This is a genomic window from Cohnella sp. WQ 127256 (assembly GCF_024519285.1).
Taxonomy (GTDB): domain Bacteria; phylum Bacillota; class Bacilli; order Paenibacillales; family Paenibacillaceae; genus Cohnella.
Genome location: NZ_JAMZCY010000005.1, coordinates 704,025 through 721,923 on the forward strand (window position 1 = coordinate 704,025; position 17,899 = coordinate 721,923).

The window sequence follows — 17,899 nt, forward strand, 5'->3', positions numbered from 1 at the left end:
CGCTCCTCATTAGTATGTGATAAAATCAACACGCAGGCGAAACAGATGAAGGGGCGGGAAAAGTAGATGCAACGTCGTATTTGGCCGATTTGGGCATATTATTTAATCGCAATTGTCGTATTTTTGATTGATAATGTGAGCAAAAAAATAATTAACCGCACTGTAGAGCTCAATACCGAAAGAATACCGGTGCTTGGAGATTTTTTCATCATTACTCACATTCGTAATAGTGGAGCTGCATTTGGTATGCTTGAGGGAGGACGTTGGTTTTTTCTCATCATTACAACTGTCGTTGTGATCGGAATTCTTTGGTACCTTCACCACTCCTACCGAACGGGAAGCGTATTGTTAATGCTTGCGTTAGCAATCATTTTAGGTGGAGCAGTTGGTAATTTTCTAGATCGTGCGCTATTTGGGGAAGTCGTAGATTTTCTGCAATTTAACTTTGGTTCGTATACATTTCCAATATTTAATCTCGCTGATACGGCAATTTGCGTTGGCGTAGGATTAGTTATTCTGGACTCGTTGCTGACTATGAAACAGGAGAATAAAACGGATGGCAATAACGAACAATCAAACGGACAGCAATCTGTCTGAAGAACTTGAGTCATTGGAACAGGAACAAGGCTTGGAAAATCAATTGGCTTGGCAGATAGAGGCACAGCATTCCGGAGAACGTATTGATAAGCATATTGCGGAAGTGCTTGCAGGGAAGTCAGTCTCGCGTTCACAAGCTCAGGAATGGATCCGTAATGGAGCCATCACGGTTAATGGACAGGCTGTAAAAGCAAATGCAAAGCTGTCGATCGGTGATCAAGTCCAAGTGACAATACCGGAACCAGAACCGCTTGAGGCGATTCCTGAAAATATTCCACTTGATGTGGTCTATGAGGATAGCGATGTCATCGTGATCAACAAGCCTCGTGGGATGGTTGTTCACCCGGCCGTTGGGCATCCAAGTGGAACAGTCGTTAATGCATTGCTTTACCATTGCAAAGACCTTTCTGGTATTAACGGAGTCATGAGACCGGGTATCGTTCACCGGATCGACAAGGATACTTCTGGGCTTTTAATGGTCGCCAAAAATGATTTAGCACATGCCTCCCTTGCAGATCAGCTTAAAGAGCATAGTGTCACACGCAAGTACGTAGCTCTCGTGTATGGCGTGATGCAGCATGATAAAGGTACAGTAGATGCACCTCTTGGTCGAGCTACCCATGATCGTAAGCTATATGTGGTAACGGATAAAAATAGCAAGCATGCAATTACTCACTTTGTCGTGTCTGAGCGATTTGAAGAATATACCCTGCTTGAGCTTAAGCTTGAAACCGGTCGTACACACCAAATTCGGGTGCATATGAAGTATATTGGCTTCCCATTAGTTGGAGATCCCGTATACGGAGGTAAGAGCGGTCGAACACTTGGAATGGTTGGACAGGCGCTCCATGCGGCTGTGCTTGGATTTAAACATCCTCGTACTGGTGAATATTTAGAATTCTCGGTACCTATGCCAGAGGATATGGAACAGGTGCTTAACATTCTTAGAACACGTTAATTTAAGAAAAGGATTAGCCAGACCAATTTCTGCAAATGATCTGCGTAAAAATCCATGGTGAATTATAGCCTTATCCATCATAGTTTTATTCATAAGAATAGAAACTAATGGATGGATAAGGAGTGTCGGAACTTGAGCATAGAAAAATACCAAACAACCTTTATACAAGAGCAATTCGCCAGCCGCATAGGTGGAGCTAACTATGGTAAAGACACTAATATTTATAAATTCGAGAAAATCAAACGGGCAAAAGCTGCTGCAAAGTTAGCTCACCCCAATATAGAATTAATTGATATGGGTGTTGGCGAGCCAGACGAGATGGCTGATGCGGGTATCGTGGCTAAGTTAGCTGAAGAAGCAGCTAAACCTGAAAACCGTGGTTATGCGGACAATGGAATTGCGGAATTTAAAACAGCAGCTGCCAAGTATCTCAAGGATGTATTTTCCGTTGACGGTATAGACGCAGAAACGGAGGTATTGCATACGATTGGCGCTAAGCCAGCTTTGGCTATGCTGCCGACCGTATTCATTAATCCGGGCGACATTACGATCATGACGGTGCCTGGATATCCGGTCATGGGGACACATACGAAATACCTCGGTGGTGAGGTTTACAATATCAAGCTGACGAAAGAAAATAACTTCCTGCCTGATATTGATGCTATCCCGGAGGATATTGCGAACCGTGCAAAGCTTCTCTACTTAAATTATCCGAACAATCCTACTGGAGCTGTAGCTACAGTTGAGTTCTTCAAGAAGGTCATCGTTTGGGCAAAAATATATAATGTCGTCGTTGTACACGATGCACCTTATGCTGCTTTAACTTATGATGGTGTTAAACCGTTCAGCTTCTTGTCAGTACCAGGTGCGAAGGATGTGGGCGTGGAATTACATTCCTTGTCCAAGTCCTACAACATGACAGGCTGGCGGATCGGCTTTATTGCTGGGAACCCCTTAATTGTAAAAGCATTTGGAGACGTGAAGGACAATAATGATTCCGGTCAATTTATTGCGATTCAGAAAGCGGCGGCATATGGTCTTAGCAATCCGCATATTACGGAAGCGATATCGGCCAAATATTCTCGTCGTCACAATATGCTCGTTGCAGCATTGAACGAAATTGGCTTCCAAGCTGAGAAACCACAAGGCTCTTTCTTCTTATATGTTGAAGCGCCTAAGGGAATCGTTGGTGGACAACGTTTTGAGTCGGCAGAGGATTTCTCCCAGTACTTGATCCGCGAGAAGCTTATCTCTACAGTTCCTTGGGATGACGCAGGAAAGTTTGTTCGTTTCTCCGTTACCTTCATAGCTCAGGGTGAGGCTGCAGAGGCTCTTGTCATTGATGAAATTAAACGACGTCTAACAGATGTACAATTTGAATTTTAATGTTTCTGATTCCTTGACACTTCATGTCGAACATGGGATAATTGTTGTTAATGAACGGGTACCTTTAACTCAGTCCTGAGAGACTGGCAAGGTGGCGCAGAGTTGACACATATCTAAGGTTGTTGCCTACATAGGCGTGTCTTGCAGTGAAACTGTGATTTTGACATGTCGCTTGGTGCAAGCCCAATGATATTCTCATCTGACTGATTCCTCCTTGCGTCTTACGCAAGGAGTTTTTTTATTGTGTAGTTATCGCGTGAAGGAGGGATAGATATGTCAGACTCTCGCGTCATCATGGATGAATCCGCTATACGACGGGCGCTTACCCGTATTGCTCATGAGATGGTAGAGAAAAATAAGGGTATTCAAGGCTGCGTGCTCATTGGAATACGTACTAGAGGGATTTACCTTGCCAAACGCGTAGCGGAGCGAATTTTGGATATCGAAGGGCATCCAATTGCTGTCGGAGAGCTAGATATAACCCGTTATCGCGATGACCGCCCCTACACCGCAGAAGCTCGTAGCACGATTCCGGACGAGGAACTGAAGCTTTTGGTGAAAGATAAACGAATCATCCTAGTCGACGATGTGCTTTATACGGGACGAACCATTCGTGCAGCTCTGGACGCCTTGATGGATTGCGGTAGACCACAGTCCATCCAACTGGCTGTTCTGGTTGATCGTGGACATCGGGAATTACCGATTCGTCCCGACTATGTCGGTAAAAATGTGCCGACCTCTCGGCACGAGCAGATTGATGTTTCGTTAAGCGAAATTGATGAGAATGATTGCGTCATGATCCTGCATCCGCAGGAAGCTGAAATCGGACGATAATGTCAGCAAACTAACTACAGCAGAGGAGGCACAAGAGAACATGGCAACTTGGATTATTAACGCTAAGACAATTAACCCACAATCTGGCGATGTTGAGATTAAGCATGTGCGTATCGACAAGGGTCTGATCGCCGAATGGCAAGAGGGTACGACATTGCCTAACACAGAAGGTGCAGAAGTTATTGATGCACAGGGGAAGCTAATCTCGCCAGGACTTATTGATATGCATGTTCATTTACGTGAGCCGGGATTTGAGTACAAAGAAACAATCGCGAGTGGCACAGAATCAGCGGCCAAAGGTGGATTTACAGTCATTGCACCGATGCCGAATACGCGTCCAGTTATGGATACGCCTGAGACCATTCGGCTCGTACTAGACAAAGCGGCTACAGAGGGCGTTGTGCGTGTACTTCCTTATGCTGCAATTACGAAGAACGAGCTTGGACGCGATTTGACGGATTTCGCTGCTTTGAAGGATGCCGGTGCAATCGGCTTTACGGATGACGGTGTAGGTGTACAGAATGCGCAAATGATGAAAAATGCAATGGCGCTCGCAAAGTCACTCGACATGCCGATTATCGCTCATTGCGAAGATGATTCGTTAGTCGAAGGGGCATCCGTGTCCGAAGGTGCATTCGCTCGTAAGCATGGTCTTAAAGGGATTCCGAATGAATCCGAGGCGATTCATGTGGGTAGAGACATTCTTCTGTCCGAGGCGACAGGTGTGCACTATCATATCTGTCATGTCAGCACGGAGCAATCGGTTCGACTCATTCGACTAGGTAAATCTGTAGGCGTAAAAGTGACAGCGGAAGTGTGTCCGCATCACCTTATTCTCTCGGACGAACATATTCCGGACAGCATGGATGCTAACTGGAAAATGAATCCGCCTCTACGCACACCTAAGGACGTGGAAGCCTGTATTCAAGCCTTAGAGGACGGAACAATTGATATTATTGTTACCGACCATGCTCCACATAGCGAAGAGGAAAAGGCGCGTGGAATGGAACGAGCACCATTCGGTATCGTTGGGTTTGAAACTGCATTCCCGCTGCTTTATACGAAATTTGTTCGCACGGGACGCTGGAGTTTAGATTTTCTACTGCGCAGAATGACAAGTGATCCGGCTCGAGTTTTTAGCTTGCCATATGGAACGATGGATGTCGGTGCACCTGCCGATTTGATACTTATTGATTTGGATAACGAACGGGAAGTTGATCCCGCAACCTTCCTTACGAAGGGTCGCAACACACCGTTTACGGGCTGGAAGTTATTTGGCTGGCCAACATTAACGATGGTTAATGGCAAGGTTGTATGGACTGAAGAGAACGGCATTAACCGCTAAGGAGTGATTGGGATGCAAGCTAGATTATTGTTAGAAGATGGCACGTTGTTCACAGGGCAAGGGTTTGGCGCTGAGGGCGGATCAGTCGGAGAAGTCGTGTTCAACACAGGGATTACTGGATACCAAGAAGTATTGTCCGATCCGTCCTATTGTGGACAAATCGTAACAATGACGTTCCCTCTAATCGGGAACTATGGCATTAACCGTGATGACTTCGAAAGCATTCGTCCTTACGTTCATGGGTTTGTGGTTCGTCGCCACGAAACCGTGCCTAGTAACTGGAGGGCGCAATATACAATCGATCAGCTATTAAAGGAATATGGCATTGTTGGGATTAGCGACATCGATACTCGTATGCTTACGCGGATTCTTCGTCAGCATGGTACGATGAAAGGTCTTCTTACGACAGGTAACGAACGTATCGAAGAGTTGCAAGAGCGTCTTAGCGCATCTTCCTTACTACGTGACCAAGTTGCTCGTACATCGACGAAGAGTGTATTCTCGAGCCCTGGAGAAAAAGAGCGTATCGTGCTTATCGATTATGGCGCGAAAAGTGGTATTCTTCGCGAGCTGACTAAACGGGGTTGCGACGTTATCGTTGTCCCTCAAGATGCTTCAGCGGAAGATATTCGTCGTCTACATCCGGATGGAATCCAGCTATCTAATGGTCCTGGGGATCCGAAGGATGTTCCCCATGCCGTGGATACGATTCGCGAATTGCTCGGTCAATATCCTATCTTCGGTATCTGTCTCGGTCACCAATTGTTCGCACTTGCTTGCGGAGCAGATTCTGAAAGACTTAAATTCGGTCACCGTGGTGGAAACCACCCCGTGAAAGAACTTGAATCGGGTCGTTGTTTCATCACTTCTCAGAACCATGGCTACACAGTTAATGAAGAGTCCATCGTGGGTACTGATCTTGAAGTCACACACATTAACAATAACGATAAAACAATCGAAGGATTGAAGCATAAGAAATTCCCAGCTTTTACGGTTCAATACCATCCAGAAGCTGCACCGGGACCTTATGATAATAGTTACTTATTTGATCGTTTCTTAGAAATGATTCGCGACCATAAGATCGCAAACCCTGAACGGCCGCGCCAAGCGCAATTGTCGGAAACGCTGAAAGGAGAGTTGCTGTATGCCCATAAATAAAAACCTCAAGAAAATTCTCGTTATCGGCTCCGGCCCAATCGTTATCGGACAAGCGGCGGAATTCGACTATGCTGGAACTCAAGCCTGTCAAGCTTTGAAAGAAGAAGGCATCGAAGTCATATTAATTAACAGCAACCCAGCAACGATCATGACCGATACGAACATTGCTGATAAAGTGTATATCGAACCGATCAATCTGGAGTTCGTTTCTCAGATCATTCGTCAAGAGCGTCCAGATGGCTTATTGCCAACGCTCGGCGGTCAAACAGGCCTTAACATGGCTGTTGAACTCGCTCGCGCTGGCGTACTTGAGCAAGAGAATGTGAAGCTATTAGGTACGCAGCTTGATGCAATCGAACGCGCTGAGGATCGTGACTTGTTCCGTGACTTGATGCGGGAATTAGAGCAACCTGTACCGGAGAGCGTTATCGTTACAACGGTAGAAGCTGCGGTCGAATTTTCCAACGGACTGGGTTATCCAGTTATCGTACGTCCTGCTTATACGCTAGGTGGAACAGGCGGCGGTATTTGCGCGAACGAAGAAGAGCTTATCGAGACGGTAACTAACGGAATTCGTTATAGTCCAATTGGACAATGTCTGGTCGAGAAATCGATCGCAGGCATGAAGGAAGTTGAATATGAAGTTATGCGTGACGCGAATGACAATTGTATTGTCGTTTGTAACATGGAGAACTTCGATCCAGTTGGTGTTCATACTGGCGATAGCATCGTTGTTGCGCCGAGCCAGACCCTTTCTGACCGTGAATATCAAATGCTTCGTTCTGCCTCACTAAAAATTATTCGTGCGCTCAACATCGAGGGTGGCTGTAATGTTCAGTTCGCGCTTGACCCACAAAGCTATCAATATTATGTCATCGAAGTTAATCCGCGTGTTAGCCGTTCATCGGCTCTTGCTTCTAAAGCAACGGGTTACCCAATTGCTAAGATGGCTGGTAAAATTGCAATTGGTTATACTCTAGATGAAATATTGAACCCGGTAACAGGACAAACCTACGCTTGCTTCGAGCCGACACTAGATTACATCGTGACTAAAATTCCGCGTTGGCCGTTTGACAAGTTCACTGACGCAAACCGCAAGTTAGGTACACAGATGAAAGCGACTGGGGAAGTTATGGCGATTGGCCGGACTTTCGAGGAGTCGATTCAAAAAGCAGTTCGCTCCCTTGAAATTGGTGTTCACCGGATATACCTCAAGGGTGCAAACGAGCTTTCTGATGAAGTTCTAACCACTCGCCTAGTTAAACCCGATGACGAGCGTCTCTTCTTAGTAGGTGAAGCATTCCGCCGTGGCTGGGAGCTTCAACATATTCAAGACCTGACGAATATCGACTGGTGGTTCTTGGATAAGGTTGAACGGATTGTTCAATTCGAGGACATTATTCGACGCGAGCCGGTATTAACACCTGAAACGTTACTGGCAGCGAAGAGAAACGGCTTCACGGATCGCGCGATTGCAGAGCTACGTAGCGAAGGACATCCGAATAGTGCTTTGACTAATGAAACGGATATCCGCGCTCACCGCCTCAGCCAAGGTATTAAGCCAGTCTACAAAATGGTTGATACTTGCGCAGCGGAATTCGAAGCGACGACTCCTTATTACTACTCGACTTACGAGACGGAGAATGAAGTTATCCCGAGCGACAAAGAAAAAATCATTGTGCTTGGTTCAGGTCCGATTCGTATTGGTCAAGGTATTGAATTCGACTACTCTACTGTTCATGCCGTATGGGCCATTCGCAATGCGGGATATGAAGCGGTAATTATCAATAATAACCCAGAGACGGTATCTACCGACTTTAGTACTTCTGACCGCTTGTACTTCGAGCCCCTTTTCTTCGAGGATGTTATGAACGTCATCGAACAAGAGAAGCCGATCGGTGTCATCGTGCAATTCGGTGGACAAACGGCAATTAATCTAGCAGCACCGCTATCCAAAGCTGGAGTGCGCATTCTTGGAACATCATTGGAAAGTATCGATGAAGCTGAGAACCGCAAGAAATTCGAAGCATTGCTTAGCAAGCTGAGTATTCCTCAACCAAAAGGTAAAACGGTTATATCGGTTGGAGAAGCAGTGGGTGCGGCAGCAGAGCTTGGATATCCGGTACTTGTTCGTCCGTCTTACGTGCTTGGTGGACGTGCTATGGAAATCGTGTATTCCGATGAAGAATTGCTTTCCTATATGGAAGTGGCCGTCACCATTAACCCGGAGCATCCGGTATTGATCGACCGCTACATGTTAGGCAAAGAGATAGAGGTTGACGCAATCTGTGATGGTGAAACCGTGCTTATTCCGGGAATCATGGAGCACGTAGAACGCGCTGGCGTTCACTCCGGAGACTCCATTGCGGTGTATCCTCCACAATCTCTATCAGATGATATCAAGCAACAAGCAGTGGATATCACCATTAAAATTGCTAAAGAGCTTAAAACAATTGGTCTTGTTAACATCCAATTCGTTGTTTGGAACGACAAAGTCTATGTGATTGAGGTAAACCCTCGTTCATCCCGTACAGTTCCATTCCTTAGCAAAGTAACGAAAATTCCAATGGCTAATCTGGCTACTCAAGCGATTCTAGGTAAGAAGCTTACTGAGCTTGGTTATAAAGAAGGTCTGTGGCCGGAAGACGAATTCGTCTCAGTTAAGGTTCCTGTATTCTCCTTCGCTAAGCTGCGTCGCGTTGACCCGACTCTGACTCCAGAGATGAAGTCAACTGGCGAAGTCATGGGACGTGATCGTTATTATGCGAAAGCCTTGTATAAAGGTTTAGTCGGATCAGGTATGAAAATTCCGAATTCCGGTTCCATTATTGCTACTGTTGCCGATAAGGATAAAGACGAAGCGATTGAGATTCTGAAAGGCTTCTACAACCTCGGTTATAAGCTTATGGCTACAGGTGGAACTGCTGACGCTTTGGAAGCTGCAGGACTTAAGGTTCGCCGCGTGAACAAGCTTTCTGATGGCTCGCCGAACATTCTTGATCTGATTCGTACGGGTCAAGCACAGTTCGTTGTGAACACGCTGACGAAAGGTAAGACACCGGAACGTGATGGCTTCCGTATTCGTCGCGAAGCGGTCGAAAACGGGGTTGTCTGTCTAACCTCATTAGATACGGTACGCGCATTGCTTGTCATGCTACAAGCGCTGCGGTTCTCTAGCGAGCCGATGCCTGCTTTCTTAAGTTAATCTTGTTTGCCGCCCGGTCCTCATGCTTCAAGGGGATCGGGCTTCTGTATGACATTTTATTTTATTCGAAAAGGGGGCGTATCAATGCCAGTACTCACTCGAGATGAGGCCGCAAGCAAGATTATGGTAGCACTCGATAAACCAGATGCGGCTGCAGCCTTGGCGTTAGCCGAACAGCTGCAAGGGACGGGCTGTTGGATGAAGGTGGGAATGGAGCTTTTCTATGCTGCCGGGCCTTCTGTTGTTCGCGAGTTGAAATCACGAGGGTTCCGCGTCTTCCTCGATTTGAAAATGCACGACATTCCGAATACGGTTCGCGGAGGCGCTAGAAGTATTACGCGTCTCGGAGTCGACCTGTTTAACGTTCACGGAGCTGGAGGTATGGCAATGATGAGCGCTGCTGCTGAAGGGGTAAGAGAAGCAGTAGCGGCAGGAGATGCGGAGCAAGCTCCACTTGTTATAGCGGTCACACAATTGACAAGCACGAGTCAAACCGTGCTTAATGAAGAAATAGGAATAATGGGGCAAGTAGAGGATGCCGTTGTACGGTATGCTAAGCTTGCTCGTGAAGCAGGACTACAGGGTGTCGTTGCCTCCCCGCTTGAGGTTGCCGCGATTAAGTCAGCATGTGGTGTTGGATTTATTACAGTCACACCAGGTATTCGTCCGCGAGGAAATGATGTTGGAGATCAATCACGCATCATGACTCCGTATGACGCTGTTGCTGGCGGCACAGACTATCTTGTCATTGGACGTCCGATAACGGCTGCACACAACCCAGCAGAGGCGCTGGACAACATTTTGAAGGAGATGACCCTATAATGAGCAACGTATCTTTGGAACAATTACCGGCGGCTATCGCGGGAAATTTACTGGAAATCGGAGCTGTAAACCTTAGACCGAATGATCCTTTTACATGGACCTCCGGAATTATTTCACCGATTTATTGCGACAATCGCTTAACGATGAGCTTCCCAGCCATTCGCGATTCGATTGCCGAAGGCTTTGCAACTTTGATCAGAACCCATTACCCAGATACTGAAGTGATTGCCGGAACAGCGACCGCTGGTATTCCTCATGCTGCTTGGGTAGCGCAGAAGCTTAATCTTCCTATGGCTTACATTCGTGACAAGGCAAAGGGTCACGGTAAGCAGAACCAGATCGAAGGGATCATTAAAGAAGGTCAGAAAGTTGTCGTCATCGAAGACTTGATCTCAACAGGGGGCAGCTCTCTGAAAGCTGCTCTAGCGGTTATTGAAGCAGGCGGAGACGTACAGAGCGTTCTAGCTATCTTCACTTATCAGTTTGCGTTAGCAGAAGAAGCATTCCGTGAAGAGGGTATTGAATTAAATACTTTGTCAAATTATTCGGCTCTGGTAGAAGAAGCGCTTCGTCGCGGAACGATTAGTGAATCGGATGTCAGCTTGCTGCAATCTTGGCGGGAGAACCCGCAAGCTTTCGGTAAATAACGAACGAATAAGAATATAGCTTAAATAATAAAACAAGGTTGTCCTCTGGCGTATGGCCAGCTGGGACAACCTTGTTTTTTCGAATCTAGATTTAAGTTTGCATTTGATCATAAGCGGTCCGAATTTGCAGTTGCCGATGAATCCGAAGGCTGATCTGGGGATGTATTCTCTGAATTAGAACGCCTTTTCAATTTGTTCCGCAAGAATCCGCCAAAACCGACGATGGCAGCAACCAAGACGATACCGAATTTCTTAACAAGTAATACGATTACAGCGATCAAACCCGCTTTTTTTGCGACGACAAGACCAGCTCCCCCAAGAATGAGTCCGGTTAGTCCATAATTTGCTTTTTTGTCTGTCGATTCGTCGAAATCTTCATAGCGTTGTCCGGCCTTAATAGTCAAATGGCTGGAAACTAACCTTTTCATAGAAGCAGCGTCTGCTTGCAAATGGTCTGGGTCGGTCACTAACACGACAGACATATTTCCTGTTCGAGTCAATACCCTCATATTTTGGTTGAGAAGTGGCTCGTTGTCATTGGTATGCATTCTTAAAGTCCAAGATAATGCCCGTTCGTTCTCATCATAATATGGGGCTTTTTCCCAACCCTCCACGAAGAGGTGATCAGCAGGGTCCTCAAGCTTTTTGTTCTGTTCTTTCGTTCCGTTTATGTAGCTTTCTAGTAAAGCCTTGGCGTCGATGTCGTTTTTCTCTTCATCATCAATATGTCCTTCATTGAAGTATTCAAAGTAGACGATCCAGTTGGAATCATCAATTGGATATACTGCACCAATGTCATTCTCTGAAGATATGCTTCCGTTATCATCCAAGAACTTTCTAGTATTCTCGGCATCCATATAAGCCATCGAGGGATCTAGTACTAGATCGGCTATGTCCCCAATGGATACCGTTTGACCAGTACCTAGTACGGTATTGTAGGGATCGTCCGCTTCCTCTTCTCCTTCGGCGTACACAGATACTGGTAGTGCTAGCGCTAATACGATTGCAATTATAGTTAGACCACACTTCATTCGAAAAAATTTAGCCAAGTGATTTCTCTCCTATTCAATATAAAAGTACTAGAATCAATTTAATGAGTATAACTATCATATTTGTAAATTTCAAGGAGAAAATATGGTTTTCTGTCGAATACTTGCGCTGGTTGAGCTACCTCCGTCTTAAGACCGAGAACAAAAGCGTACTCCAGACCGTCGGACACTATGGAAAAATTAAGTTATAATAGCATTGGTTGTGAATGATTTGGAAAATGAAGGAGAGGAATTCATGCCTATATTAGAAGTAAAGGGCTTGCGTAAATCCTTTGGGACCGTTAAGGCCGTTGAAGGAATCAGCTTCACGGTGGAAGCAGGCGAGGTATTTACGATTATCGGGCCGAATGGGGCGGGCAAAACAACGACTTTAGAAATGATTGAAGGCTTACAAGCGCCAGATGCGGGTACGATTTCAATTAACGGGATGGATTGGAGCAAAAACGCGGAGCAAATTAAATACATAATTGGTGTTCAGCCGCAATCAGGTGCGATGTTCGACTTGTTATCGGTTGAAGAAAATCTAGATCTATTTGCAGCTTTCTACCCTCATTCAAAGCAGGCTGCAGAAGTACTGGAAATGATTAATCTAACTGAACATCGAGACAAAAGATTGAAATCACTTTCGGGGGGGCAGAGGCAGCGGCTTGCGATTGGTCTTGCCATGATTAGTGACCCTCAGATTATATTTCTGGATGAGCCAACGACGGGATTAGATCCCCAAGCGCGGCGCAACATTTGGGATATTGTCCTTAAGCTTAAGAGCTTGGGCAAAACCACAATCCTAACAACACATTACATGGAAGAGGCTGAAAAGCTAAGCGATAGAGTATGTATTGTTGACCAAGGACGTATCATTACAGTTGATACGCCAGCTAAGCTTATAGATCAACTGACGAAAGAACGGGAAGTCCGCCTATCATTCCTTGATGGAGAGGAAGCGGCGATTGCTACAGAGCTAGTTGCCCAAGAGCAGCCAACGGTCGTTCGCACATCTCGTGAAGGTGCTTCGTTAAAGCTATGGTCCGTGCAGCCGGAGGAGACGTTGTACTTTGTGTTTGGTTTTACGAAGGAAAAAGGATATCGGGTAGAACAGGTGTCTATACGCGAAATGAGCCTAGAGGATGTATTTATCGCCTTTACAGGTAAAGAGTGGAGGGACTAAGGTGAGCAACGGAAAACAATTAAGTAAATTGTTCGGCGCCCAGATTAAGATGATGTTCCGCGAAAAACAAGTTTGGTTTTGGAATCTCTTCTTTCCCATCATATTAATGGTTATATTCATGGTTATCTTCGGGGGAGACGGAGGCAGCGAGTTTAAGGCGAAGATCGCAGTTGTAAAGTCTAACGCTAACTCGACTTCTAATATGCTAGAGGACTACTTACATAAGGTGCCTGTCTTTGAATGGAAATCTGAACAAGTGGTTAGCAAGGAGCAGGCAGATACTTGGATCAAAGATAAGGATGTGGATGCGGTTGTTGTCCTACCAGAGACGGAGGAGGCTACTGCATTAGAGCTCATTGTCAACAAGGAAAATGAGAAGAGTGCAAATACACAAGCAATTAGAGGTATTTTAGATCAATTTATTCAGCAATCGAATTACGCAGTAGCGAATGTACAGCCGACCTTCAAGTTAGAGATGAGTGCTGTATCGAATGGCAGCGAAGATTTGAACTATGTGGATTTTCTACTGACAGGTATGATAGCTCTAGCTGTTGCTCAGGGTGGGCTATTCGGAATGGTAGATATGGTTGAAATGCGACGTAAGGGATTGCTTAAGCGCTTAAGAATGACTCCTGTTAAAATGGGGTTGTTTGGAGTCGGAGGCATGCTGGTTCGCTTCGTTTTAGGTATCGTACAGATCGTGATTCTAGCTGTAATAGGGGTATTTGGTTTTGGAGCAAATCTGCATTTGGACTTCCCAACACTAATCGTTGGCTTTTTCGTGGGTGCTCTAGCGTTTAATGCTTTAGGTTATTTTTTCTCCTCTTTTAGCAAATCAATTGAAGCTTACATGGGGATGGCTAATATCGCCAGCTTCTTGATGATGTTCTTAAGTGGCATCTTTTTCCCGACATCAGGGTTTCCGGAATGGTTGGTACCTGTATCAGAGGTGTTGCCGCTCACTTACTTCGTGAACGGAATCCGAGACGGCATGGTTTACGGCAGTGGGATCGCAACAAGCGAATTCTGGACGGGTATCGGTATATTGGGAATATGGGGCATCATTGCTTTTGCTCTAGGGGTGCTCATTTTTCGGAAAAGTAAAGTGGAGGTTAGATAGTAGGGTTAACACTTATGCCCACTATCCCCCTCGCTCAGTGAGCATCGCTGTAAAGCACATGATACGCAAAGATGTAGGTCCATTATCCCTCTCGCTCAGTGAGCATCGCTGTAAAGCACATGATACGCAAAGATATAGGTCCATTATCCCTCTTGCTCAGTGAACACCGTGTTGTAGCACACTTGATGCGCAACGAGGTATGCCCATTATCCCTCTCGCTCAGTATAACTGCTATGCCGAAAACCTGAGTGAAGGGGATAGTGGAAAGAAGGTGATCTGGATATTTGAATACTGAGTAAAGGGGATAGTGGAAAGAAGGCGATCTGGATATATGAATACTGAGAGAAGGGGATAGTGGAAAGAAGGCGATCTGGATATATGAATACTGAGTGAAGGGGATAGTGGCAGTAGGGGTTTGAAACCAAGAGATGAGAAGCAGCAGGCTGCTCCTCCTCTCTTGGTTTATTTTAATTTGTCCAACCAATTCTGAATCTCGGCATTGGGGAGATCTTTTTTTGTTGGCACAGGAATGGGCTCATCGGATAGCTGATATTTGAGCTTTAGAGCGAGTATGCGTCGCACGCTCTCATCGATTCGCGATTGAGTGATTTGTCCGGATTTAACAGCTTGAAGAAGCTTGTTGAACACTTTTTTCTCCGTATCATATCCATGTGCAATGAGAAGAATGTCGCTTCCAGCCTCAACCGATTTCACAGAAGCATCCGCGATGCCGTAGTGGTCGGCTATGGCCCCCATAGTCATGTCATCTGTAATGACTACACCATTAAAACCAAGTGTACCACGCAATTGCTCACCAATAATGACCTTGGAGAAGGAAGCTGGCGCGTCTGGATCAATGGAAGGGAACAGAATGTGTGCTACCATGACAGCGTCCGCATTGTCCTCAATTGCTGCCTTGAACGGCACCCACTCCATCTTCTCAAGCTGCTTGGTCGTCTTGTTTACGATCGGTAAGTCTAAGTGGGAGTCGACGGAGGTATCTCCGTGACCGGGAAAATGCTTAACTACGGTAATCGTACCCCCATCTTGCATACCCTTCATCGCAGCTAAACCCATCTTTGTGACTAGCTTAGCATTATTGCCAAAGGATCTGCTTCCGATGACAGGATTGTTCGGATTGCTGTTAATATCGAGCACTGGCGCGAAGTCCAAGTTGAAGCCCATGAGGTTCAACTCTTTTGACAGCAAAGCCCCCATCTCTTTCGCGAGTTCCGGGTTACCAGTTCGTCCAACCTTAGCTGCATCAGGCATGGAAATGAAATCCTTCGGAAGTCGACTTACCTTCCCACCTTCTTGATCAATACTGATGAAGAGTGGAACTGGATTATCAACATTCGCTTTCTTCAGATCATTAACGAGACGCACTGAGCCATCGAGATTAGAAAAATTATTTTTGTAAAAAATAATTCCTCCGACAAATTGCTCAGAAATCATTTTTTTCATGGACTTATCGATTTTCGTACCCTCAATACCTGCAAGTATCATTTGACCAATTTTCTGCTCCAATGTCATCGTGCTCATCATTTTCCCGATCTCATCCTCATTCTTCGGAACGGCATCGGATGGAGATGCACTAGAAGGTGTTGGTACTGTTGGTGTTGGGGTAGAGGGTGGGGTAGATGCTGCCTGAGTTGAAGAGTGAGTTGGATTGGACTGTGAATGTGACGGAGTAGCACTCCCACTACTCCCAGAAGCGCAACTAACAATGAGCAGTAGAAGCAAGCAAATGCATACAAATCCCATTTGACGTGAAACGGTTATTTTCATTGTTGTTCTGCTCCCCTTAGATAGTAGAAGGCTCCCGTTCATCCAGCAACAGGATGGCGGGAGCTCTTTATTATTTTACCTCGAATGAGCTTTTTAAAGAAACAATACGGTTAAAGATAGGATGCCCCACGGTTGATTCTTTAGGGTCTACATTAAAGTATCCATGACGGAAAAATTGGAACTTGTCTCCGCCAGCGGAATCCTTCATCTCTTGTTCGACGAACCCTTCGAGTACTTCTAGGGAATTCGGATTGAGATGTTCAAGGAATGACTGTCCGTCATCTTCCGCTTCGTCCGTGATGAGTGGCTCGTATAAGCGGAACTGTGCCGGTACAGCGTGAGTAGCTTCTACCCAATGAATGGTACCTTTGACTTTACGACCGGTGAAGCCAGAGCCGCTCTTCGTCTCAGGGTCATACGTACAGCGAAGCTCAACAACGTTGCCTTCCGCATCATGGATGACTTCCTCACACTTAATGAAGTAAGCGTGCTTAAGACGTACTTCGTTACCAGGGAACAAGCGGAAATACTTCGGTGGTGGATTGTCCATGAAATCATCGCGTTCAATATAGATTTCTCTGGAAAATGGAATTTGGCGATGGCCCATTTCGGGGTTCTCCGAGTTGTTCTCGGCATCAAGCCATTCAATCTCACCTTCAGGATAGTTCGTGATGACCACTTTTAAAGGTTGCAGCACGGCCATTGTCCGAAGTGCTTTCAGCTTGAGATCCTCGCGGATAAAATGCTCAAGCATCCGCTCGTCAACAATTCCATAGCTCCTAGCCACGCCAATCTCACGACAGAAGGCGCGAATAGCTTCAGGCGTATAGCCTTTGCGGCGTAATCCCGAAATTGTCGGCATGCGAGGGTCGTCCCAGCCGTCTACCGCTTTCTCATCTACGAGCTGTTTTAGCTTTCTTTTACTCATGACGGTGTTCGTGATGTTAAGTCTTGCAAATTCGTATTGATGAGGGACCCACTTCATCTCGCATTCGCGAATGACCCAGTCGTAGAAAGGTCTTTGATCCTCAAACTCTAATGTACAGATCGAATGGGTGACGCCTTCGATTGCATCCTCGAGTGGGTGAGCGAACGCGTACATCGGATAGATGCACCATTGATCGCCCGTATTATGATGATGCGCGTGAAGAACACGATACAGGATTGGATCCCGTAAATTAACGTTTGGAGAAGCCATGTCGATCTTGGCACGAAGAACCTTCTGACCATCAGCAAATTCTCCTGCTTTCATACGAGAGAATAATTCAAGATTTTCCTCAACCGAACGAGTACGGTACGGGCTCTCTATACCAGGGGAATTCAATGTCCCTCTTGTTTCGCGAATTTGATCTGCAGTTTGATCGTCGACGAATGCGAGACCTTTGCGAATGAGAACGATAGCACGCTCATACATTTCGCCAAAATAGTCAGATGCGAAGAATAAACCATCCCAATCAAAACCGAGCCATTGGACGTCTTGTTTAATGGACTCAACGTATTCCACGTCTTCTTTAACGGGATTCGTGTCGTCGAAACGTAAATTAGTTCTTCCTTTGAATTCATCGGCAAGCTCGAAGTTTAAGCAAATCGATTTCGCATGCCCAATATGCAAGTAACCGTTAGGTTCAGGTGGGAAGCGAGTAACGACTTCTTTAACTTTTCCGGATGCGAGATCCTCAGCGACGATAGTTTTAATGAAGTTCGATGACGGCGTCTTTGTTTCCAAGTGAATCAACCTTTCTATTTGAACAGTTGTTTTTTAAAATTTTTATTTTGTATCCTTTCATAATACACAAAAATGACGGTGCTTATAAAGGGTTGAATG

14 protein-coding genes are annotated in these 17,899 nt (G+C 45.8%); 11 read left to right on the forward strand and 3 right to left on the reverse strand.

The genetic code is table 11. The features are described 5' to 3' along the window. Positions 1-66: 66 nt before the first annotated feature. The 9 genes from lspA (at position 67) to pyrE (ending at position 10,952) form a co-directional block, all read left to right on the forward strand. Entirely contained in the window at positions 67-597 is a 531-nt protein-coding gene (lspA, locus tag M1K58_RS18250) for a signal peptidase II (protein WP_256760267.1), read from the forward strand. Then, positions 557-1,555 carry an RluA family pseudouridine synthase gene (locus tag M1K58_RS18255; RefSeq protein WP_256760268.1) on the forward strand — a complete coding sequence of 333 codons (999 nt, stop codon included), beginning with the start codon at positions 557-559 and terminating at the stop codon, positions 1,553-1,555. The genes lspA and M1K58_RS18255 overlap by 41 nt, the downstream gene beginning before the upstream one ends. A 132-nt stretch (positions 1,556-1,687) precedes the next feature. Continuing rightward, the gene (locus tag M1K58_RS18260) at positions 1,688-2,941 is read left to right on the forward strand and encodes an LL-diaminopimelate aminotransferase (protein WP_256760269.1); all 1,254 of its coding nucleotides are present in this window, start codon (positions 1,688-1,690) and stop codon (positions 2,939-2,941) included. 273 nt (positions 2,942-3,214) lie between these two features. Beyond that, positions 3,215-3,775, forward strand: a complete 561-nt coding sequence (pyrR, locus tag M1K58_RS18265; protein WP_256760270.1) for a bifunctional pyr operon transcriptional regulator/uracil phosphoribosyltransferase PyrR — start codon at positions 3,215-3,217, stop codon at positions 3,773-3,775. A 40-nt stretch (positions 3,776-3,815) separates the two neighbouring features. Continuing rightward, positions 3,816-5,120: a dihydroorotase gene (locus M1K58_RS18270; RefSeq protein ID WP_256760271.1), complete on the forward strand. Its 1,305-nt coding sequence runs from the start codon at positions 3,816-3,818 to the stop codon at positions 5,118-5,120. 12 nt (positions 5,121-5,132) lie between these two features. Then, positions 5,133-6,278 (forward strand): carbamoyl phosphate synthase small subunit, encoded by a 1,146-nt coding sequence (locus tag M1K58_RS18275; RefSeq protein ID WP_256760272.1) that lies wholly within the window; start codon positions 5,133-5,135, stop codon positions 6,276-6,278. Continuing rightward, positions 6,265-9,483, forward strand: a complete 3,219-nt coding sequence (gene carB / locus M1K58_RS18280) for a carbamoyl-phosphate synthase large subunit (RefSeq protein WP_256760273.1) — start codon at positions 6,265-6,267, stop codon at positions 9,481-9,483. Before M1K58_RS18275 ends, carB begins: the two co-directional genes overlap by 14 nt. Before the next feature lie 84 nt (positions 9,484-9,567). Further along, the gene (gene pyrF / locus M1K58_RS18285; RefSeq protein WP_256760274.1) at positions 9,568-10,305 is read left to right on the forward strand and encodes an orotidine-5'-phosphate decarboxylase; all 738 of its coding nucleotides are present in this window, start codon (positions 9,568-9,570) and stop codon (positions 10,303-10,305) included. Next, positions 10,305-10,952 carry an orotate phosphoribosyltransferase gene (gene pyrE / locus M1K58_RS18290; RefSeq protein WP_256760275.1) on the forward strand — a complete coding sequence of 216 codons (648 nt, stop codon included), beginning with the start codon at positions 10,305-10,307 and terminating at the stop codon, positions 10,950-10,952. The genes pyrF and pyrE overlap by 1 nt, the downstream gene beginning before the upstream one ends. 107 nt (positions 10,953-11,059) lie before the next feature. Here pyrE and M1K58_RS18295 read toward each other — a convergent pair whose 3' ends face one another. After that, a complete protein-coding gene (locus M1K58_RS18295) occupies positions 11,060-12,001 on the reverse strand; it encodes a DUF2167 domain-containing protein (RefSeq protein ID WP_256760276.1) in 942 nt (313 codons plus the stop codon). Between the two features lie 235 nt (positions 12,002-12,236). Here M1K58_RS18295 and M1K58_RS18300 point away from each other — a divergent pair, with 235 nt between their 5' ends. Beyond that, positions 12,237-13,166 (forward strand): ABC transporter ATP-binding protein, encoded by a 930-nt coding sequence (locus tag M1K58_RS18300; RefSeq protein ID WP_256760277.1) that lies wholly within the window; start codon positions 12,237-12,239, stop codon positions 13,164-13,166. A 1-nt stretch (position 13,167) separates the two neighbouring features. Further along, positions 13,168-14,286 carry an ABC transporter permease gene (locus M1K58_RS18305; RefSeq protein ID WP_256760278.1) on the forward strand — a complete coding sequence of 373 codons (1,119 nt, stop codon included), beginning with the start codon at positions 13,168-13,170 and terminating at the stop codon, positions 14,284-14,286. A 462-nt stretch (positions 14,287-14,748) separates the two neighbouring features. Here the strand turns inward: M1K58_RS18305 and nagZ are convergent, their stop codons facing one another. Both nagZ and M1K58_RS18315 read right to left on the reverse strand, forming a co-directional pair. Further along, positions 14,749-16,074: a beta-N-acetylhexosaminidase gene (gene nagZ, locus M1K58_RS18310; protein WP_256760279.1), complete on the reverse strand. Its 1,326-nt coding sequence runs from the start codon at positions 16,072-16,074 to the stop codon at positions 14,749-14,751. Between the two features lie 70 nt (positions 16,075-16,144). Then, complete coding sequence (locus M1K58_RS18315; protein ID WP_256760280.1) at positions 16,145-17,800, reverse strand: glutamine--tRNA ligase/YqeY domain fusion protein; 1,656 nt, start codon at positions 17,798-17,800, stop codon at positions 16,145-16,147. Between the last annotated feature and the right edge of the window lie 99 nt (positions 17,801-17,899).